Raw genomic sequence first — 20,653 nt, 5'->3', positions numbered from 1 at the left:
GGCAACCACCGCAGATTTACGGCGCTTCGCGCGGAAAACTTAGGGGGTCAAGGGGGCCGAGTCCCCTTGCAGCGCCCCTGGCCTGGCTTTCCCTTACGGCAGCAGGCAGTCCTCGACCACGGCGAAGCCGTTGACCCGCACCATGGTGAGGCGGCGGGCGTGGAAGGCCTGCATGCTGGAGCGGTGGCTGATGGTGATGATCGCGGCCTTGGGGTATTCGGCGACGGCGAGTTCCATCATCTGGCGTTCCGCATCGCGGTCGAGGCCGTTGGTCGCCTCTTCGATGAAGATCCAGTCCGGGCGGTGCAGCAGCAGGCGGGCGAAGCCGAGGCGCTGCTGTTCGCCGACGGCGAGGTTCTGTTCCCAGTTCTCCACGTCGTCGAGGCGGTTGGCGAAGTCGTGCAGGCCGACGCGGATCAGCGCGTTGCGCAGGGCGGCGTCGTGGTCCGCATTCGGCACCTCGGGGAAGACGATGGCGTTGCGCAGCGGCCCGATCGGCAGGTAGGGACGGCGCGGCATGAAGAAGATCGAGCCCCCGGCGGGCAGCAGCACCCGCCCCCGGCCCCACGGCCACAGCCGCGCCGCCACCTTGAACAGCTTCACCGCCGCGCCGGGGTCGCCGGTCACCAGCACCCGCTCCCCCACTTTGACGGCGCTGGAGAAGCGGGCGATCTGCGTTGCGCCCGCCGCGTCGGCGATCTCGACGTCGGAGAACACCAGTTCCGGCTCCGTGGACTGGGTGATGCGGATGCCGTCGTGGCCGCCCGCGGTGATCCGCCGCGACACCAGGCCGATGCCGTCCACCAGGCGCAGCACGCGCTCCACCGAGGCGCGCCATTCCGCGACGCCGGAGAGATTGTCGATCGGCCAGGAGAGCGCCGCGGTCATCTGGCCGAAGGCCTGCGCCGTCTGCATCAGCACGCCCAGCGTGATCGCCCCGGTGATGTAGCGCGGCGCCGCGACGACGAAGGGGAACGCCATGGAGAGCACCGACCAGCTGGAGGAGAAGTACATCAGCTTGATGAGCGCCCAGGTCTGGCCGTCCCAGGCCTGCACGACGCGGCGGAACAGCCTGCGGAAGTGGCGGCGTTCCCCGGTTTCGCCATGCAGCAGCGCGATCGCCATGGCGTTCTCGCGGGCGTGGACCAGGCCGAAGCGGAAGTTCGCCTCGTCGGTCTGGCGGCGGTCCGCGGCGCGGATCAGGGGCTGGCCGAGCGCCCAGGCGACCACCGCGCCCAAAGCCGAGTAGGCGACGGCGATCCACACCAGATGGCCGGGCAGCGGAATTTCCAGCCCGCCGAAGGTGGTGAGCGCCGCGCCGGAAAGGGTCCAGAGGATCTGCGTGAAGCTGATCAGCAGCAGCAGCGAATAGAACAGCGAGTGCGCCAGGTCGATGGCGGATTCGGTGGTGATGCGGATGTCCTCGGCGATGCGGCCGTCGGGGTTGTCGTGTTCGCCGGGCACGAAGTTGATGAGGTATTGCCGCCCGCCCGACATCCAGTCGCGGAACACCCGGTAGGTCAGCCACTGCCGCCACGCCACCTGGATGCGCCGCTTCACCCGCAAATGCGTGGTGGTGACCACCACGCTGCCGAGGATGATCAGGCCGAGCACGCCGATCAGCACCTCGACTCTGTGCATGGCGCGCTGTTCCAGCGCGTCGAAGAGCTTCTCGTTCCAGATGTTCAGCGCGATGGGAATGCTCACCTGGACGACGGTGAGCGCCACCAGGGCGAGTCCCAGGCCGACGTGGCGCCAGCCGTCCTCCGACGACCAGAACGGCATCGCGAGATCGGCGAAGCGGCGCAGGAACGACGGCTGCCGCGCCTCCGCGGCGTCTGTCGAAGTGTCTACGGTGTCGCTGCCCACGATCTTCCCCGGTATGCCGCGGCCTCCCGCGCCGATCCCGATTTAACAGGGCGGCAGCCCCGAACGCCAGAGGAATCCGGAGGCCGCGGCGTTTGGCATCCGGCTTGCGAGACCGGGGGCGGACCGCACCCGGCGCACGCCGCGCGCGGACCGCCACGAAAACCACGGAAAGCCGAGATGGCGCATTCGGAAAACCGCACCGCACCCTTCCTTCTCCGGGCCTTCGGGCTGGCGGCTTTGCTGTGCGTGTTCAATGCGTTGTCGGCACACGGCTGGTCCGGAACCTGCATCGAGACGGCGCAGCGGGTCAACCGCGCCGAGGGCCTGCCCGCCAACCTTCTGAGCAGCATCGCGATCACCGAGAGCGGCCGCACCGACCCCGCCACCAAGGCAAAAGTTGCCTGGCCGTGGACCGTCACTTCCGGTGGCGAGGGGCAGTATTTTCCCACCAAGGCGGCCGCCATCGCCGAGGTGAAGCGCCTGCAGCGCGCCGGGGTGGAGAACATCGACGTCGGCTGCATGCAGATCAACCTGAAGTATCACCCGGACGCCTTCTCCTCCCTCGCCGAGGCCTTCGAGCCGGAGGCCAACGTGCGCTATGCCGCGCGCTTCCTCAAGGACCTGCGCGGCGCGCAGAACGGCTGGTCCGAGGCGGTGCGCCACTACCACTCCGCCGATGCGGAGCGGGGACGCGCCTACGAGCGCCGCGTCGCCGCCAACCACCGCGACTTCCTCGCCGAAGCCGCCTCCGGGCGCGCCTTCGCGTCGCCGCCGCGCGCCGCCCGCGCCGAAGCCGGGCCGGTGCGAGTCGCGGACAATTCGGCGGTGGAGCGGCAGCGCGCCGAGGCCCGCGCCGAGGCCGCGGCATGGCGGCAGAAGAAGCTGGAGGAGTATCTCGCCCGCCGTGCCGCACAGCGCGACGGCTGATGCGATCTTTTTTTGGCAAAAAGCATCCCGCGACTCTGGAAACTTCCCGTAGAAACGCTGTAGTCTGATCCCCGCGCGACGACGATGCACGGGAGACGATCATGAGCGAATGGAGCCTTGTCTACGATCATTACGATCCCAAAGAACAAGGCCTGCGCGAGGCGCTGTGCGCGACGGGCAACGGCTATTTTTGCACCCGCGGCGCCTTTCCTTGGGTGAAGGCCGACGATACCCACTATCCGGCAACCTATGTCGCAGGCGGCTACAACCGCCTGATTTCCCAGGTCGGCGACCACGAGGTCGAAACCGAAGACCTGGTCAACTTCCCCAACTGGCTGTCCCTCACCTTCCGCATCGACGGCGGCGAGTGGTTCGATCTCGACAAGGTCGAGATTCTCTCCTTCGAGCAGACGCTCGACATGCGCGAGGGCATGCTCAGGCACGCCGTCCGCTTCCGCCACGACAAGAACCGCGAAACCACGCTGACGGCGCGGCGCTTCGTCCACATGGGCTGGCCGCACCACGCGGCGCAGGAGCTCACCCTGGTGGCGCACAACTGGTCCGGCACCGTGGAGTTCCGCTCCGCGCTCGACGGCCAGGTGGAAAACAAATGCGTGCCGCGCTACGGCCACCTCGCCTCCCGGCATCTGGAATACATCTGGAGCGGCGAGTTCTCCGGCATTCTGAGCCCGGACAAGATGATCTGCCTGATCACCCGCTCGTCGCAAAGCCGCCTGCGCGCCGGCATGGCGGCGCGCACCCGGATCTTCCGCAACGGCGTGTGGGAAGAAGATGCGGCGGTCACCGTCAATGCCGAAACGGGCTACGTGGAGGCGCTGATCCCGGTGGAGGTCCACCGCGGCGAACCGATCCGCGTGGAGAAGATCTGCACCATCTACACCTCGCGCGACAAGGCGATCTCCGAGGCGGGCCTCGCCGCCCGCGAGGCGCTGGACCGCTGCCGCGACATCACGCCGCTGTTGCAGACCCACTTCCGCGCCTGGAACAACTATTGGGAACGCTGCGACATCGTGCTGCACCCCTCGCTGCACGAGGAGCAGAGGATTCTCCGCCTGCACATCTTCCACCTGCTGCAGACCGCCTCCAACCACACGCTCGACCTCGACGTCGGCGTGCCGTCGCGCGGCTGGACCGGCGAGTCCTACCGCGGCCACATCTTCTGGGACGAGGTGTTCATCCTCCCCTTCCTCACCTTCCGCATCCCCATCGTTTCCCGCGCGCTGCTGGAATACCGCTACCTCCGCCTCGGCCGGGCGCGCCTCAACGCGCAACTCGAAGGCTACCGCGGCGCGATGTTCCCCTGGCAGAGCGGCAGCGACGGACGCGAGGAATCCAAGCCCGAGCACTACAACCCGGCGACCGGCCAATGGACCCCCGACAACTCGCGGCGGCAGCGCCACGTCAACCTCACCGTGGCGTGGAACGTCTGGCACTATTTCATGGCCTCCGGCGACCGCCGCTGGATGGGCCTGCGCGGCGCGGAGATCATCGTCCTGATCGCGCGCTTCTTCGCCTCGCTCGCCACCTATGACGAGGCGGAGGACCGCTACCACATCGAAGGCGTGCTGGGGCCGGACATGTTCCACCACGGCTTCCCGGAGGATGCGCCGCACACCGGGGTGAAGGACAACGCCTACACCAACGTGATGGTCGCCTGGCTGATGGACACGGTGCTCACCGTGCTCGACATCATCGACGACATCTACCTGCGCGAGCTGATGGGCAAGCTCGACATCCAGAAGGACGAGATCGAAACCTGGACCGACATGAGCCTGAAAATGGCGGTGCCCTTCCAGGAGGGCGGCGTGATCAGCCAGTTCGAGGGCTTCGACACCCTGAAGGAACTGGACCTCGACGCCTACCGCGCCAAGCACGGCGACATCTACCGCATCGACCGCATCCTCGAAGCCGAAGGCGACGACGTCAACCACTACAAGGTCTGCCGCCAGGCCGACGTCTTGATGCTCTACTACCTGTTCAGCGAGTCCGAGCTGTCGGCGCTGCTTTTCCGCCTCGGCTACGACTTCACCGAGGAACACTACCGCCGCACGCTGGACTACTACATGGCGCGCACCAGCCACGGCACCACCCTCAGCCCGCTGGTGCACACCTGGATTCTGGTGCGCAACAACGACCCGCGCGCCTGGGAACTGATGCAGACCGCGCTGCGCGCCGACCTGACCGACATCCTCGGCGGCACGACGCGGGAAGGCATCCACCTCGGCATGATGTCGGGCACCGCCGACATGTTCCAGCGCGGCTTCACCGGCGCGCGGATCAGCGACGGCATCCTCAACCTCGACCCGGTGTTCCAGGACAAGATCAAGCAGTTGAAGTGCAAGCTGCGCTTCCACGGCAACTGGCTGTCCCTCGACATGAACGAGGAACGCATCTGCGTCAACGCCGATTCCTCCTGGTCGGAGCCGGTGACCATCTGCGTGCGCGGCGAATGCCGCAAGCTCGCGCCCGGATCGACGCTGATCTTCAAATTGTGACAAAACGTTTGCGCTTATTCATGCGCGAATATTTGTCTATACTCCCCCCGCCTCGCGCGTATCGCGCGGCGGGGGGAACCGTATCATTCACCTGAACGGGCATCATGGCTCTGGATATCGGCTCGCTCACGCTCTACCGCGAGAAGACCCTGTTCTTCGACGGCGCGCACCCGGGGCCGGACCTCGAACCCTATGCCAAGCTCGCCATCCGCGCCAACCGCGTCACCTTCGCCCTGCGCGCCGGAGAACAGACCGAACGCATCGTGGTGCGCGGCCAGAACGTCCCCTCCACCCTGCGCCTCTCCGGGATGATCCTCGATTCCTTCAAGGCCGATCCCGCCGCCTTCCAACTGCTCGGCTGGGGGCGGCTGAGCGGGGACGCGCTCTCCGACTACGACCGCGCCTACATGCCGGAAAGCTGGTTCTCCCTCTACGCCAACGGCATCAAGCTGTTCTCCTCGTACGAGAACGCCCAGGCGATCGACCTGGTGGAGGAAGAGGCGAAGGGCGCCGACGTCACCGAAATGCTGCTGAAGCGGCTGGCGCCGCGGCTCATCGACGTGCGCCAGGTGCGGCTGCGCCACGACAGCCAGGCGGCGATCGTGATGAACGAGAATTCCGACGGCGTACGCTGCGCGGTGATCGAACGCCGCCGCGGCAAGGATGCGGCCTATTCCTTCCACGTGCAGAATCCGCCGAAGAAGCGCATCCGCTTATCCGCGGTGGCGTTCATGGCCGCCGACCTGTTCGAAATCCAGAACCTCTATGCGGTGGCGGAGCGCGTGGCGAAGTCGCTCGCCGGAGCGGCGCAGGCGGAGGCGGCCGCGGCGATGTCGCTCGACCTCGTGGAGGCGATGCAAACCCGCAACCTCCAGCTCGGCTCCCTGGTCAAGGCCTTCCACGAAAGCCACGCGGTGCGCTATCGCCCCGCCCCGCCCGCCTATTTGCCGGTCGCCGCGCGGGGCTGACGAAAAACCAAAACTTTCCGGGGACTCGGCACCCCCATACCCCCCATGACTTTTGGTTTTTGCGCGCAGCGCCATGGAACCATCACGTGGCGTGACGGTTGCGCGCAAACACGAAAAATTATGGGGTGCGCGAGGGGACCGAGTCCCCTCGCAATGTTTTTTCTTTCCCGGCTCAGCCCCAGAGGTCGGGCAGCGGCGGGGAGACGTGGCCGCGCGAGTAGGAGAGGCCGAACTCCCGGTCCTTGGCGAGGATCACCGGCCCGTCGAGATCGACGTAGGCCGCCCGCGAGGCCAGCAGGAAGGCTGGCGCCATGGCGAGCGAGGTGCCGACCATGCAGCCGACCATCAGCTTGAGGCCCGCCTCCTCCGCCGCCTTGGCCATGGCGATCGCCTCGGTGAGGCCGCCAGCCTTGTCGAGTTTGACGTTGACCATGTCGTAGAGGGCGGCGAGCCGCGGAATGTCCTTCACCGTGTGGGAGGATTCGTCGGCGCAGAGCGGAATCGGGGAGCCGATCTCGGCGAGCAGGCCGTCCTCCCCTGCGGGCAAGGGCTGTTCCACCATGGCGACGCCGAGGTCGGCGAGCGCGGCGAGCGTCGCGGTGAGTTCGGCGGGCGGCAGCGCCTCGTTGGCATCGACGATGAGGGCGGCGTCCGGCCGCGCCGCACGCACCGCGCCGACGCGGTCGAGCGCGCCCTCGGAGCCGAGTTTCAGCTTGAGGAGCGGGCGGCCCTCCTTCGCCTTGGCGGCGGCGGCCATCTTCTCCGGCGTGTCCAGGCTCAGGGTCTCGGCGGTGACCACGGTCCGGGGCGCATCCAGGCCCGCGATCTCCCATACCGGGCGGCCGCGTTCCTTCGCCTCCAGGTCCCAGAAGGCGCAGTCGAGCGCATTGCGCGCCGCACCCGCGGGCATCGCCGCCTGCAACGCGGCGCGGTCCACCCGGCCGCTCGCGAGCGCCGGGGCCATCGCCTTGATCGCGGCGATCACCCCTTCGACGCTTTCGCCGTAGCGGGCATAGGGCACGCACTCGCCGCGGCCGCGCCGCCCGCTCTTCGCGTCGGTGAGAGTCGCCACCACCACCTCGGCGATGGTGCGGGACCCTCGCGAGATCGCGAAGGTCCCGGCGATCGGCCAGCTCTCGTGCTGAACGTCGAGCACCCACATCGCCCCGGCCCTCAGAGGACGGCCAGACGATCGACCACCGCGCCCACGCCGTCCTTGAGCGGATCGACGCACGGCAGGCCGAAGGTCTTGGCGAGGTCCGCCTTCAGCACCGCCGCCGCATCCGCGGCCATCGCCGAGGTGTTGAGGCAGATGCCGACGAACTGCGCCCTGGGGTTCACCACGCGCGCGCAGGCGAGGTTCATCTCCATGCACGGCTTGATGTTGGGCGGGCGGTAGTCCGGCAGGCCGCGCATGTGATCGCGCACCGGATCGTGGCAGAGCACCAGGGCGTCGGGCTGCGCGCCGTGCAACAGGCCGAGGCTGACCCCGGCGTAGGAGGCGTGGAACAGCGAGCCCTGCCCTTCGACCACATCCCAGTGGTCGGCCTCGTTGGCGGGCGTCAGCCACTCCACCGCGCCGGAGATGAAGTCGGCGACCACCGCGTCCACCGAGACCCCGCCGCCCGCGATGAAGATGCCGGTCTGGCCGGTGGCGCGGAAATCGGCCTTCATGCCGCGCGCCAGCATTTCCTTCTCGAGGGCGAGCGCGGTGTACATCTTGCCGACCGAGCAGTCGGTGCCCACGGCGAGCAGACGGTGGCCGGAGCGCGGCTTGCCGGAGGCCACCGCGAAGTGCTGCGGCGGATGCCGCACGTCGAAAATCTTGCGTCCGAGCTTCTTGGCGTGGGCGGCGATCTCCGGCACGTCGGCGAGGCGCTGGTGCAGGCCGGCGGCCACGTCCATGCCGAGGTCCATCGCCTTCAGGATGGTGGCGAGCCAGGCGCCGCCGATGATGCCGCCGCGGTTGACGACGCCGACGATCAGGGTCTTCGCACCCTTGGCCGCGGCTTCCTCCACCGTCAACTCGGCGATCTTCAGATCGGCCTTGCAATCGGGCAGGCGGATCTGCCCGAGGCACCAATCCGGCCGCCAGGCGGCGATGCCGTCCGCCGTTTTTGCCGCCAACTGGTCCGGCGCGTCACCCAAAAACAGCGCATAGGGCGGTTCGATCTGCATGGTCAAGAGTCTCCTCGTTCCCGTTTCTTCCGTTCATCAAAAAGACGCCCACCGGGGAATGCCCGGTGCAGGCGCCGTTGCCGTGTTTGCTTCACCACAGGAGAGGATCGGGTTCCATTGGGAACCGCGTGCGGTTTTCCGCTTGCGGCGAATCAATGCACAGGCCGCGATGTCAGGCAACACTTTTTGCACGCCGGCGCGGCGGAAAACCGGGCGTATCGTCAATTCCGCCACGGCCACCGCCCTGCACGCACACCGCAAAACCGCGGAAAACCAATGGGTTTCCAGCTTTCCGGTTGACAAAATCCCGGCAGTATCGGGTAATCAGGGGAATGTCGAGCGCCGAGGGCGGCGCGTTTCTTCCGTTCCAACCGAAACGGCCCTGTTAAGATGAATCAGCTGACGACGACGACACCGGGACGCCACGGCATCGCGACGGCGCAAACCGACGAGCAGGTTTTCGTCACCATCTACGTAGCCAAGCAATTGTTCGGCATTCCGGTCGAACGGGTGCAGGACATCCTGATCCCCGAAAAGATCGCCCATATTCCGCTTGCGCCCTCGGAGATCGCCGGCGCGATCAACCTGCGCGGCCGCATCGTCACCGTGGTGGACGTGCGCCAGTGCCTGGGGCTGAAGCCGCCGCCGGAAGGCACGGAGCCGATGTGCGTCACCGTCGAGCAGGGCGCCGAACTCTACAGCCTCAAGGTGGATTCCGTCGGCGCGGTGATCAGCATGCCGACCGAACGCATCGAGAACAACCCGACGACGCTGGACCAGCGCTGGCGCAGCATTTCCGCAGGCGTCATCCAGTTGGAGGAAGAGTTGCTCATCCTCCTCGACATCGATTCCCTTCTGGGCTTCGCCGGACGCTGAGAACAATCCGAAGATTCCCAAAAAAACGGGCGGCGCGCCGGGAGCATGCCGCCCTTTCGTTTGCGCCCGGAGCTGCCCACACGCGGCAGTGGCGGATATTCCTTTTTGTATTGGCTTGGTTCCGCCGCGTTGATAAGGTTGGAACGGATCGCTTGAGCCGCGGAAGGACCTCCGCAAGCCTTTCATCCGTCCGCCTTTTGGGGGAAGGTACTGGTGTCTCCAGTCGAAAAATCGGCACGCGACCGCTTCGTCTCCCTATCCTTCTGCTGGGGGGAAATCCTTTTTGAAATTTCCGACTCCTTCCACATCCTCTTCGCCGGAGGATTGACCGAGGCGATGTTCGGCGCCGCGCCGGAAAGCCTCGCCGGACGCAACTTCCTCGACCTCGCCGGCGGACCGGCGCGCACCGTGGTGCGCACCGTTCTGGACCGCGCGCGGGAAACCCTGGGCCGCATCCAGGACCTCTACATCTCGCTGGAACGCACCGGCGGCCGCAGCCAGGTCTGCCAGATCGCGGGCTACTACGCCGCGCCCGACGCCGCGCACCGGGATGGACGCTTCTTCCTCGCCCTCAAGCTGATGCCCAACGCCTACCTGGAACAGGCGCTCGGCTACGCCGACGGCTTCCGCGACGCGGACTCCTTCTGCGATATGGCCAACGAGGCCCTGGCGCGGCGGCGCGACGCCAAGCTGTCCTTGATCTCCATCCCCGATCTGCAAAGCCTCTTCGGCGAGATGGGGCGCGGCGAGCAGCGCAACATCCGCCTCGCCATCAGTTCCTTTTTGCATGCGCACGCGCTTTCGCAGGAGGAGGCGGGCACCATGGGGCTGGGCAAGTACGCCCTGGTGCACTCCGAGGCCACCGACATCGAAGCCCTGCGCGGCGAACTCGCGGACCTGCTGGCCGCGATCACCCGGCAGAACGAGGTGGACGTGCGCACCGCCACCATCTCCGGCCAGGACGACGTGGCCGCCGAAGATATGGCCAAGGGCATCGTCTTCGCGATCAACCAGTTCAAGGAAAGCGCGGGCCAGGGGCTCACCCTCTCGTCCCTCAACGCCAACTTCGCCGGGCTGGCGGAAGAGGCGGTGAAAACCGTGACGCTGTTCCGCAACGTCGTGGAGCACTCCAACTTCGCCATCGTCTTCCAGCCGATCGTCAGCCTGAAAGACGGCGCGGTGCACCACTACGAGGTGCTGAGCCGCTTCCAGGGCAAGTTCGGCGAATCCCCCTACCGCTACATCTGCTTCGCCGAGGAGACCGGCCTGATTTCCAGCTTCGACTTCGCGGTGATGCTCAAGACCGTGGAGTGGCTGGAAACCAACGCCAGGAAGAACAAGCTGCGCATGGCGGTGAACATGTCGGGGCAGTCGCTGCTCGACCCCGGCTACCGCGAGCGCATCGACGACCTCCTCAAGGCCAAGCCCTGGCTCAAGGACCGCCTGATCTTCGAACTCACCGAATCCTCCCGCGTCGAGGACCTGCAAAGCGCCGACCTCTACATCCAGCACCTGCGCGGCAAGGGCGTGCCGATCTGCCTCGACGACTTCGGCGCGGGCGCGGCAAGCTTCAACTATCTCTCCGCGATGGCGGTGGACGTGGTGAAGCTGGACGGCGTGGCGGTGGAAAACACCATCGGCACGGTGCGCGGCCGCGCCTTCATGAAGGCGATGGGCTCGTTCTGCCGCGAACTCAAGGTGGAAACCATCGGCGAGATGGTGGACAGCAAGGAGAAGATGGCCTTCCTCCAGGCCTGCGACATCGACTTCGCCCAGGGCTACCTGTTCGGCAGGGGCGAAACCGTGCCTCAGGACATCGCCAGGCAGGTCGCGCCGCTGTTCTCCTAGGCCGCCAGCGCGCGGATGCGCTCCACCATCGAGAACAGGCCGTTGCGGCGGCTCGGCGACAGATGCTGGTCGAGCCCCAGCCCGTGGAGGAAGTCCTCCGCATCGATCGCCGCGATCTCCGCCTTCGGGCGGCCGGAATAGAGCATCAGGAGAATGCGGATCAGGCCGCGCACGATGTGCGCGTCGCTGTCCGCCGTGAGGTCGAGGCGCACCCGCCCCTCGCCGTCGGCGTGCTCGCGCCCCACCATCCACACCTGGCTGGTGCAGCCGCGCACCTTGGTCGCCTCGGTCTTCAGCGCCTCGTCCATCGGCGGCAGGCCCTTGCCCAGGTCGATGATGTAGGCGTAGCGCTCCTCCCAGTCGTCGAGGAACCCGAACGTCTCCTTGAGGTCCTCCAACTCCGCCGCCGCTTCCATTCCGTCACGTCCTCATGAAAAACCAGACCGGGGCGCGGCCCCGGACCCCGCAAAGGGTCGTGGACCCTTTGATCCCCTAACTTGTTTTCGCCGCGCAGCGGCAATCCTATCGCGCTTTGCGCAAAAACCGAAAGCATGTGGGTTCCAAGGGCGTTACGGCCCTTGGCGGGGGTTCCGGGGGCGGCGCCCCCGGATTTTAGAAGTAGTCCAGCAGCATGCGCGCCGCTTCGGTCATGCAGTCGGGGGTCCATGGCGGGTCCCACACCAGGTAGACCTCGACGATGCCGACGCCGGGCACGCGGGAAACGGTGAGCGCCACCTCCTCCGGCAGTTCGCCCGCCACCGGGCAGCCCGGCGCGGTCAGCGTCATGCGGATCTTCACGTCGCCGTCCTCGGAGCGCAGGATGTCGTAGATCAGCCCGAGGTCGTAGATGTTGACCGGGATTTCCGGGTCGTGCACCTCGCGCAGGGCGGCGACGATCGGCTCGTCGGAGTCCACCGGGGGCATGCCGGGTTGCAGCGGCATGCCGGCGCGGCCCACCAGGTCGTCGCCCGCCAGCGCATCGGCGAGCGCGTCCGCGCCGTCGTCCGTCTCGTCGCGCCAGGTCTCCGCGTCTGCGGTCTCTTCCGGGGCGGTCTCCGCCTCGGGCACGAATTCATTCATCGAAAACCGGTTGCCTTCCGTCATGTCCTGACCCTACCCGATACCTGTCACCGCAACATCGCCAGCGCGCGCTCCACCCCTGAGGCCAGGGCTTCCGCCTCGGCCAGGGTGTTGTAGAGGGCGAACGAGGCGCGCGTCGTCGCCGAAACCCCCATCCGCACCATCAGCGGCTGGGCGCAGTGGTGCCCCGCCCGCACCGCGATGCCGCGTTGATCGAGAAGCGTCGCGATATCGGCGGGGTGCGCGCCCTCCGCCACGAAGGAGAGCACGCCGCCCTTGTCCGGCGCGGTGCCGACGATCCGCACGCCGGGAATGCGGCCGAGCAGGTCGGTGGCGTGCGCCAGAACCTCGGCCTCGTGCGCGTGGATGCGCGCAAGGCCCAGACCCTCGATATAATCGATCGCGGCGGCGAGGCCAATCGCCTCGACGATCATCGGCGTGCCCGCCTCGAAGCGCGCCGGGGGCTCGGCCCAGGTGCTGCGCTCGAAGGAGACGGTCTCGATCATGTCGCCGCCGCCCTTGTAGGGCGGCAGGGCGTCGAGCAGCGCCCGCTTGCCGTAGAGCGCGCCGATGCCGGTGGGGCCGTAGATCTTGTGGCCGGTGATGGCGTAGAAGTCCACGTCGAGGTCCTGCACGTCCACGGTCTGGTGCACCGCGCCCTGGCAGCCGTCGGCGACGACGATCGCGCCCGCCGCGTGCGCCGCGGCGGCGATGCGCTTGATCGGCATGATCGTGCCGAGCACGTTGGACATGTGCGCCACCGCCACCGCCTTGACCTTGGGCGAGAGCATGGCGGTGAACGCGTCGAAGTCGAACACCCCGGCGTCGGTCACCGGGATCGGCCGCACCACCGCGCCGGTGGCCGCCGCGGCGAGCTGCCAGGGCACGATGTTGGAGTGGTGCTCGCTCTCGCAGACGAGAACCTCGTCGCCGGGCTTGAGGAAGCTCTGCCCCCAGCAGCGCGCCACCAGGTTGAGGGAATCGGTGCCGCCGGAGGTGAAGACGATCTCCGAGGCGTCCGCCGCGCCGAGGAAGCGGCGCACCGTCTCGCGCGCCGCCTCGTACATGCCGGTGGCGGCGTCGGAGAGCGCGTAGATGCCGCGGTGCACGTTGGCGTAGGAGGTGCGGTACATCGTGTCCATGGCTTGCAGAACCGCTTCCGGCTTCTGCGCCGAGGCGCCGTTGTCGAGGAACACCAGAGGCTTGCCGTGCACCAGGATGGAGAGGATCGGGAAGTCGCGGCGCACCGCCGCGACGTCGAAGCTGTTGCGGCCCGCGACCGTGGTGATTTCCCCCAGGGGACCGTTCATCGCTTCGCTCCTTCCGCGTCCAGCCATGCATCGGCCCGCGCCGCGAAAGCCGCGCGCACCGCCTCGTCCGAAATCGTGTCCAGAACCTCGCCGATGAAGGCCCGCATCAACAGGGCGCGCGCCGTCACCGCGTCGATGCCGCGCGCCTGTAGATAGAACAGCTGGTCGCCGTCGAGTTCGCCCACCGTGGCGCCGTGGCTGCACTTCACGTCGTCGGCATAGATCTCCAGCTCCGGCTTGCAGTCCACCTCGGCGGCGCGGGAGAGCAGCAGCGCCTTGTGCAGCTGGTTGCCGACGATCCTCTGCGCATCGCGCCAGACCTGCACCCGGCCCTGGTAGACGCCCTTGCTCCTGCCGTCGAGGATGCCCTTGAACACCTGGTCGGTGGTGGTCTCCGGCGCAATGTGATCGACCACCGTGGTGGTGTCGCACACCGCCTCGCCGCGCACCCCGTAGGCGCCGTTGAGCTGCGCCTCGCCGCCCGCGCCCACCATCTTCAGGCGCATCTCGTGGCGCGCCGTCTTGCCGCCGAGTTGCAGCACGAAGCCCTCGTAACGGCCGTTTTCCGGCACCGCGCAGCGGCCGAGGGAAACGTGGGTGGCGGCCTTGCCTTCCGCCTGCAACACATAGTGCTTGAGCGCGGCCCCGGCGCCGAGAACCATCTCGCTCACCGCGTTGACCGCATAGACGCCCTCGGCCGGGCCGGTGAAGGTTTCCACCAGGGTCAGCGACGCGCCCGCGCCGAGGCGCACCAGCAGGCGGGGAAACGACATCGCAGGCGTATCCCCGACGGCGAGCGCCACCACCTCGACGATCGGCGCGACCGCAACCGCCGCATCGACGGAGAGCACCGCGCCGTCCTCCAGCCAGGCGCTGGCGAGCGCAGCCATCGGCGCCTGGGCGAAATCCGCCCCGCCGTCCAGCGCCGCGAGCACTTCCGCGTCGCCCGCCTCCAGGCAGGCGCACAGGCTTTTCACCGTCACTCCGGCGGGCAGGCCCGGCGTGGAGAGGTGTTCGGCATAGCGGCCGTTGACCAGGACGATGCGCACCGCCTCCACCGCCAGGCCCGCGCCCCTCGGCGCGGCGGCCACCACAGCGGGCGCGGCGCGGCCGAACGAGGTGCTTTCCAGATCCTTCAACCGGGTGTAGCGCCAGGCCTCCACCTTGCCGTGCGGCAGGCCCTGGTCGCGGAAGGCGGCGGCGGCGGCGGCGCGCAACGCCGCCACCGGCCCGCCGCCGGGCAGCGCGGCGGCGAGATGCGCGTGATCCTCGAGGAAGGGAGCGGCAGAGATATGGTTCATCGCCTCCTCCCTCACGCCGCCGTGCCGGCATACTCGGCGTAGCCGGTCTTTTCCAGCTGCTTCGCCAGGTCCGGGCCGCCGGTCTCGACGATGCGTCCGTCGGCGAGCACGTGCACCACGTCGGGCACGATGTAGTCGAGCAGGCGCTGGTAGTGGGTGATCACCAGGAAGGAGCGGTCCGGCGCGCGCTGCGCGTTCACCCCCTCGGCGACGATGCGCAGGGCGTCGATGTCGAGCCCCGAATCCGTCTCGTCGAGGATCGCGAGCTTGGGCGCCAGCACCGCCATTTGCAGCATCTCGTTGCGCTTCTTCTCACCGCCGGAGAAGCCGACGTTCAACGGGCGCTTCAGCATGTCGTCGGGCAGGTACAGCAGCTTCGCCTTCTCGCGCAACAGCCGGAGGAACGCCATGGGGTCCATCTCCGCCTCGCCGCGCGCCTTCCTCTGCGCGTTCACCGCGGTCTTGAGGAAGGTGGTGTTGGTGACGCCGGGAATCTCCACCGGATACTGGAAGGCGAGGAAGAGGCCGAGCGCGGCGCGCTCCTCCGGCTCCATCTCCAGCACGTCATGGCCGTCGAAGCTTACCGAACCGCCGGTCACCGTGTAGCCCGGACGGCCGGAGATGACGTGCGCCAGCGTGCTCTTGCCGCCGCCGTTGGGGCCCATGATGGCGTGCACCTTGCCCGGCTCCACGGCGAGCGTGACGCCCTTGAGGATTTCCTTGTCCTCGATGCTGACGTGCAGATCCGTAACGATCAAACCCTTGCTCATGCTCTCAAACTCCTTCCCGCGCCGTCAGCCGACGCTGCCTTCCAGGCTGATGCCCACCAGTTTCTGCGCCTCGACGGCGAATTCCATGGGCAGGTTTTGCAGAACTTCCTTGCAGAAGCCGTTGACGATGAGGGCCACCGCCTCCTCCGGCGAGAGGCCGCGCTGGCGGCAGAGGAACAGCTGGTCGTCGCTGATCCGCGCCGTCGTCGCCTCGTGCTCGATGGTGGAAATCGGCATGTGGCTCTCGATGTAGGGCACGGTGTGGGCGCCGCACTTGTCGCCGATGAGGAGGCTGTCGCACTGGCTGTAGTTGCGCGCGCCCTCCGCATTGGCCAGCACGCGCACTAGGCCGCGGTAGGTGTTGTCGGACCGCCCCGCCGCGATGCCCTTGGAGACGATGGTCGAGCGGGTGTTCTTGCCGATGTGGATCATCTTGGTGCCGGTGTCGGCCTGCTGCGCGTTGTTGGTGATCGCGACGGAATAGAACTCGCCCACCGAATCGTCGCCCTGCAGGATGCAGCTCGGGTACTTCCAGGTCACCGCGGAGCCGGTCTCCACCTGCGTCCACGAGATCTTCGAGCGCTTGCCGCGGCAGGCGCCGCGCTTGGTCACGAAGTTGTAGATGCCGCCCTTGCCCTCGGCGTCGCCGGGGTACCAGTTCTGCACCGTGGAATACTTGATCTCCGCATCGTCCAGCGCGATCAGCTCCACCACCGCGGCGTGAAGCTGGTTTTCGTCGCGCTGCGGCGCGGTGCAGCCCTCGAGGTAGGAGACGTAGGCCCCCTCCTCGGCGATGATCAGGGTGCGCTCGAACTGCCCGGTGTTCTGCGCATTGATGCGGAAATAGGTGGACAGCTCCATCGGGCAGCGCACCCCCTTGGGGATGTAGACGAACGAGCCGTCGGAGAACACCGCCGAGTTGAGGCAGGCGAAGTAGTTGTCGCCCTGCGGCACCACCGAACCGAGGTACTTTTTCACCAGTTCGGGGGCGCGGTGCACCGCCTCGGAGAAGGAGCAGAAGATGATCCCCTTCTCCTCCAGCTTCGCCTTGTAGGTGGTGGCCACCGAAACGCTGTCGAACACCGCGTCCACCGCCACCACGCCCGCGAGGATTTCCTGCTCCTTGAGCGGAATGCCGAGCTTCTCATAGGTCGCCAGCAGCTCCGGGTCCACCTCGTCGAGCGACTTCGGGCCGTCGCTCCTGTTCTTCGGCGCGGCGTAGTAGTGGAGGTCCTGATAGTCGATCTTCGGGTAATCGACCTTGGCCCAGGTCGGCTCCTCCATCTTCCGCCACAGGGTGAGCGCCTTCAGCCGCCATTCCAGCAGCCACTCCGGCTCGTCCTTCTTCGCCGAAATGTAGCGGATGGTGTCTTCGGTCAGGCCCTTGGGCGCCACGTCCATCTCGATGTCGGTGACGAAGCCGTACTTGTAGGCCCCGGTGAACTCATGCACCGTTTCGACGGTTTCGATTGTGGACACCATACCTTCTTGCCTTTCCTTAAGAAGCCTGCATCGCCGGGGCGTGACGCGCCGCGATGCCCTTGATCAGATCGTCGTGGTCCATGAAGCGCGCCTCGGGCAGCATGTCGATCAGCCGCACCTCGTGCAGGGAGCGCCGGATCGCCACGTTGACGGCGTTCCAGTGGCCGCTCATCGGGCACTGGTCGGTGAGACTGCAACACGCCCCGGAGTCCTCGACGCAGCCGGTCACCGCGATCGGGCCTTCCAGGGATTCGATGATCTGCGCCATCGAGATCGTCTCCGGCAGGCGGGCGAAGCCGTAACCGCCATTGACGCCGCGCGCCGACTGCAAAATCTCGGCACGGGCGAGCTGCTTGAGAATCTTCGAGACGGTGGGCAACGGCACGCCGGAAGAGGCCGCGAGGTCGGCGGCGGAGCGCAGGCGTTCGCCGCGCACCAGGTCGCACAGCACCACCACCGCGTAATCCGTCAATTTGTTGACTCTCAGCATCGGGTATTCCCTGCCTTGCCGCAGCCGCCGGAGCGCCCGCCTTTCCTCGTCTTTTACAGTCGCGATTGCGAATCGTTCTCAGATACAGGACCAAAACGGTACAGTTTCTGAATTAGTCCGATCGCGCCGCCTGTCAACCCGATAAAATTGACGGGACGCAAAAATACCGCCGCAGCCCAACCCGGGGGACGCACCCGCCGCGGCGGGGCGAAACCCGCGGTCGCACCGCGAAACCGTTCCGGTGCAGGCGGTTCCACTCGAGCGGAATATGCTCTAGGGTGGAGCGTTTCGACTCGTCACCTCGCAGGACAATCATGACGCCGCGCCACCTCAAGAGCATCGTCTGCCTCAACTCCGGCCCGCTTTTGCGCAAGGGCCCGCCGGAAAAGGCGGAGTGCCTGAACACCGAGTCGCTCTATCACGGCTATTTCTGCGTCAACCGCTATACCCTGCGGCAGCAGACCTTCGGCGGCGGCTGGAGCGAACCGTTCACCCGCGAGGTGTTCGAGCGCGGCCACGCCGTGGCGATCCTGCCCTACGACCCGGTTTCCGACCGCGTGGTGCTGATCGAGCAGTTCCGCGTCGGCGCGCTGATCGCCGGGTGGCGCCCCTGGCTGATCGAGACCGCCGCGGGGATGATCGAACCCGGGGAAACCCCGGAGGAAGTGGCGCGCCGCGAAACCGCGGAAGAGACCGGCCTCGCCGTCGGGCGGCTGGAATTCATCGCGCACAGCCTCTGCACCCCCGGCGGCAGTTCGGAAACCCTGGCCCTCTACTGCGCCGAGGTGGACGCCTCGCAAGCGCCGGAATATGCCGGACTGGCCCACGAGAACGAGGACATCCGGGTGTTCTCCATGTCCGCGGCGGACGCCATCGGCCTGCTCGAAGCCGGATCGGTGAACAACGCCAGCACCCTGATCGTCCTGCAATGGCTCGCCCTCAACCACGCGCGGCTGCGCGCCGCGTGGCAGACCGGAAAGGACACGCGATGACCGCCTGCGAAGCCCTGATCGACGGCGACTGGCTTGCCGCCCGGCTCGACGCGCCGGATATCGTCATCCTCGACGCCACCAGCTTCCTTCCCACCGATCCGCGCGATCCGAAGCAATGCTTCCGCGAGGCGCGCATCCCCGGCGCGCGCTTCTTCGACATCAACGACGTCGTGGACCCGGCGAGCAAGCTTTCCCACGCCATGCCGAAGCCGGAGACCTTTCTCGCCAAGGTGAGCCGCCTCGGCGCGGGCGACGGCTTCAAGGTGGTGGTCTACGACGCCAACGGCGGCGGCTCCGCCGCGATGCGGGCGTGGTGGATGTTCCGCGCCTGCGGGCATGAGGACGTGGCGGTGCTCGACGGCGGCCTGCCGAAGTGGATCGCCGACGGCCACCCGGTGGAGGACGGCCCGGAGCGTCCGCTCGCGCCGCGCGACTGGCGGCACTTCACGCCGCGCGAGGGCGGCCCGCGCGTCGTCCCCATGGCCGAGGTGCTGGACAACCTCACGGCAAAGACCGCGGTGCTCGCCGACGCCCGCGCCGCGGAGCGCTATGCCGGCACCGCGCCGGAGCCGCGGGCCAGCCGCTTCTTCGGCCATGTGCCGGGCGCGGTCAACCTGCCGCACGCGAATTTCTTCAACGCCGACAAGACGGTGAAATCGCCGGAGGAGATCCGTGCGATCTTCGCCGCCGCGGGCGCGCCCCTGGACTCCACGCCCCTGGTGGCGATGTGCGGCACCGGCGTCACCGCCTGCGTCGTCGCCTTCGCCGCCTTCCTCGCCGGAAAGACCGACGTTGCGGTCTACGACGGGTCCTGGGAGGAATGGGGCAATTCCGACGTTCCCGTCGCCACCGGACCGAAACCCTGAGGAACCCGATGAAGAAAGACACCCTGCTCACCCATGCCGGACGCACCTCCCCCTACTTCTCGGGGAGCGTCAACCCGCCGGTGTATCACGTCTCCACCGTCACCTTCCCGACCATGGCGGCGATGGCGGACGCCCAGGGCGACCACCTCAACAGCTTCTACTACGGCCGCATCGGCACGCCGACCACCATGGCCTTCGAGGAGGCGGTGGCCGCGGCGGAAGGCGGCGAACGCACCATCGCCCTGCCCTCGGGCCTCGCCGCCATCGCCGCGACGCTCACCGCGTTCACCGCGCCGGGCGACCACATCCTGGTGTCCGACGGCGTCTACGGCCCGACCCGCACCTTCTGCCAGGACATCCTGAAGAAGAACGGCGTCGCGGTGGAATACTTCCACCCCCTGGCGGGCGAAAACATCGCGCCGCTGTTCAAGCCCAACACCCGCCTGGTGTTCTGCGAATCCCCCGGCTCGCTGACCTTCGAGATGCAGGATATTCCCGCCATCGCCGCGGTGGCGCACGCCAAGGGCGCGCTGGTGGCGGCGGACTGCACCTGGGCCTCGCCGGTGTTCTTCCGCCCGTTCGAGAAGGGCATCGACATCTCCATCCAGGCGGCGACCAAATACATCGTCGGCCATTCGGATGCGATGCTCGGCACCGTCACCACCAGCGCCGAACTCTACCCGCAAATCAAGACCACCGCGGTGAAATACGGCTATTCGGTGGGCGCGGAGGAAGCCTACCTCGGCCTGCGCGGCCTGCGCAGCCTCGGCGCGCGGATGAAGCAGCACCAGGAGAACGGCCTCGCCGTGGCGCGCTGGCTGCAAGGCCGCCCCGAGGTGGCGCACGTGCTGCACCCCGGCCTGCCGGACGACCCGGGCCACCCGGTCTTTGCGCGCGATTTCCTGGGGGCGAGCAGCCTGTTCGGGGTGATCCTCGAACCCTATCCGGAAGAGGCGATGGTGCAGATGATCGACAGCCTCAAGCTGTTCTCGCTGGGCTTCAGCTGGGGCGGCTTCGAAAGCCTGATCATGTACACCACGCCCGGCATCGTGCGCACCACGGTGCTGTGGAACGCCGACGGCCCGACGCTGCGCCTGCACGTCGGCCTGGAGGACCCGGAGGACCTGATCGCCGACCTCGAAGCCGGGTTCGAACGGCTCAACGCCTTCATCTATTGAGC

General features: G+C 67.5%; 19 protein-coding genes. 9 read left to right on the top strand and 10 right to left on the bottom strand.

Annotated features, from left to right (window positions below):
* Positions 1-93 precede the first annotated feature (93 nt).
* The gene (locus O7R11_RS13070; protein ID WP_337997973.1) at positions 94-1,869 is read right to left on the bottom strand and encodes an ABC transporter ATP-binding protein/permease; all 1,776 of its coding nucleotides are present in this window, start codon (positions 1,867-1,869) and stop codon (positions 94-96) included.
* Positions 1,870-2,046: 177 nt separating this feature from the next.
* On the opposite strand from O7R11_RS13070, the gene O7R11_RS13065 reads away from it, so the two are divergent.
* The 3 genes from O7R11_RS13065 (at position 2,047) to O7R11_RS13055 (ending at position 6,280) form a co-directional block, all read left to right on the top strand.
* Positions 2,047-2,796, top strand: coding sequence for a transglycosylase SLT domain-containing protein (locus tag O7R11_RS13065; RefSeq protein WP_337997972.1), 750 nt, complete (start codon positions 2,047-2,049; stop codon positions 2,794-2,796).
* A gap of 101 nt (positions 2,797-2,897) precedes the next feature.
* Positions 2,898-5,312 (top strand): glycoside hydrolase family 65 protein, encoded by a 2,415-nt coding sequence (locus tag O7R11_RS13060; RefSeq protein ID WP_337997971.1) that lies wholly within the window; start codon positions 2,898-2,900, stop codon positions 5,310-5,312.
* A gap of 104 nt (positions 5,313-5,416) precedes the next feature.
* Complete coding sequence (locus O7R11_RS13055) at positions 5,417-6,280, top strand: hypothetical protein (protein ID WP_337997970.1); 864 nt, start codon at positions 5,417-5,419, stop codon at positions 6,278-6,280.
* Between the two features lie 172 nt (positions 6,281-6,452).
* On the opposite strand, the gene dgcA is transcribed toward O7R11_RS13055, so the two are convergent.
* Positions 6,453-7,442 (bottom strand): N-acetyl-D-Glu racemase DgcA, encoded by a 990-nt coding sequence (dgcA, locus tag O7R11_RS13050; protein ID WP_337997969.1) that lies wholly within the window; start codon positions 7,440-7,442, stop codon positions 6,453-6,455.
* 11 nt (positions 7,443-7,453) lie between these two features.
* Complete coding sequence (dgcN, locus tag O7R11_RS13045; protein ID WP_337997968.1) at positions 7,454-8,458, bottom strand: N-acetyltransferase DgcN; 1,005 nt, start codon at positions 8,456-8,458, stop codon at positions 7,454-7,456.
* Here dgcN and O7R11_RS13040 point away from each other — a divergent pair.
* The 3 genes from O7R11_RS13040 (at position 8,457) to O7R11_RS13030 (ending at position 11,182) form a co-directional block, all read left to right on the top strand.
* Entirely contained in the window at positions 8,457-8,852 is a 396-nt protein-coding gene (locus O7R11_RS13040; RefSeq protein ID WP_337997967.1) for a hypothetical protein, read from the top strand. The genes dgcN and O7R11_RS13040 overlap by 2 nt on opposite strands.
* A complete protein-coding gene (locus tag O7R11_RS13035) occupies positions 8,849-9,334 on the top strand; it encodes a chemotaxis protein CheW (RefSeq protein ID WP_337997966.1) in 486 nt (161 codons plus the stop codon). Before O7R11_RS13040 ends, O7R11_RS13035 begins: the two co-directional genes overlap by 4 nt.
* 213 nt (positions 9,335-9,547) lie before the next feature.
* Positions 9,548-11,182 carry an EAL domain-containing protein gene (locus tag O7R11_RS13030; RefSeq protein WP_337997965.1) on the top strand — a complete coding sequence of 545 codons (1,635 nt, stop codon included), beginning with the start codon at positions 9,548-9,550 and terminating at the stop codon, positions 11,180-11,182.
* On the opposite strand, the gene O7R11_RS13025 is transcribed toward O7R11_RS13030, so the two are convergent.
* The 7 genes from O7R11_RS13025 to O7R11_RS12995 all read right to left on the bottom strand — a co-directional run bounded on the left by O7R11_RS13025 (position 11,179) and on the right by O7R11_RS12995 (position 17,615).
* Positions 11,179-11,598 (bottom strand): SufE family protein, encoded by a 420-nt coding sequence (locus O7R11_RS13025; protein WP_337997964.1) that lies wholly within the window; start codon positions 11,596-11,598, stop codon positions 11,179-11,181. The two genes, O7R11_RS13030 and O7R11_RS13025, sit on opposite strands and share 4 nt — an antisense overlap.
* A 196-nt stretch (positions 11,599-11,794) precedes the next feature.
* Entirely contained in the window at positions 11,795-12,262 is a 468-nt protein-coding gene (locus O7R11_RS13020) for an iron-sulfur cluster assembly protein (RefSeq protein ID WP_337997963.1), read from the bottom strand.
* 47 nt (positions 12,263-12,309) lie between these two features.
* Complete coding sequence (locus O7R11_RS13015) at positions 12,310-13,572, bottom strand: SufS family cysteine desulfurase (protein WP_337997962.1); 1,263 nt, start codon at positions 13,570-13,572, stop codon at positions 12,310-12,312.
* The gene (gene sufD, locus O7R11_RS13010; RefSeq protein ID WP_337997961.1) at positions 13,569-14,873 is read right to left on the bottom strand and encodes a Fe-S cluster assembly protein SufD; all 1,305 of its coding nucleotides are present in this window, start codon (positions 14,871-14,873) and stop codon (positions 13,569-13,571) included. The genes O7R11_RS13015 and sufD overlap by 4 nt, the downstream gene beginning before the upstream one ends.
* An 11-nt stretch (positions 14,874-14,884) precedes the next feature.
* Positions 14,885-15,643 carry a Fe-S cluster assembly ATPase SufC gene (gene sufC, locus O7R11_RS13005; protein WP_337997960.1) on the bottom strand — a complete coding sequence of 253 codons (759 nt, stop codon included), beginning with the start codon at positions 15,641-15,643 and terminating at the stop codon, positions 14,885-14,887.
* 24 nt (positions 15,644-15,667) lie between these two features.
* Positions 15,668-17,125, bottom strand: coding sequence for a Fe-S cluster assembly protein SufB (gene sufB, locus O7R11_RS13000; protein WP_337997959.1), 1,458 nt, complete (start codon positions 17,123-17,125; stop codon positions 15,668-15,670).
* A 16-nt stretch (positions 17,126-17,141) separates the two neighbouring features.
* Positions 17,142-17,615: an SUF system Fe-S cluster assembly regulator gene (locus O7R11_RS12995; protein ID WP_337997958.1), complete on the bottom strand. Its 474-nt coding sequence runs from the start codon at positions 17,613-17,615 to the stop codon at positions 17,142-17,144.
* A gap of 314 nt (positions 17,616-17,929) precedes the next feature.
* Between O7R11_RS12995 and O7R11_RS12990 the strand changes: the two genes are divergently transcribed.
* From O7R11_RS12990 to metC, 3 genes are read left to right on the top strand one after another with little or no spacing between them, the layout of a single operon-like run.
* Positions 17,930-18,607 (top strand): NUDIX domain-containing protein, encoded by a 678-nt coding sequence (locus O7R11_RS12990; RefSeq protein ID WP_337997957.1) that lies wholly within the window; start codon positions 17,930-17,932, stop codon positions 18,605-18,607.
* Positions 18,604-19,473: a sulfurtransferase gene (locus O7R11_RS12985; protein WP_337997956.1), complete on the top strand. Its 870-nt coding sequence runs from the start codon at positions 18,604-18,606 to the stop codon at positions 19,471-19,473. Before O7R11_RS12990 ends, O7R11_RS12985 begins: the two co-directional genes overlap by 4 nt.
* 8 nt (positions 19,474-19,481) lie before the next feature.
* Positions 19,482-20,651, top strand: a complete 1,170-nt coding sequence (metC, locus tag O7R11_RS12980; protein WP_337997955.1) for a cystathionine beta-lyase — start codon at positions 19,482-19,484, stop codon at positions 20,649-20,651.
* The last annotated feature ends 2 nt before the right edge of the window (positions 20,652-20,653 follow it).

The organism is Oleispirillum naphthae (assembly GCA_027864655.1).
In the GTDB taxonomy this organism is placed as follows: Bacteria; Pseudomonadota; Alphaproteobacteria; order Rhodospirillales; family Rhodospirillaceae; genus Oleispirillum; species Oleispirillum naphthae.
The sequence above is the reverse complement of the archived record's forward strand: the minus strand, read 5'-3'. Positions and strand labels throughout refer to the sequence as shown.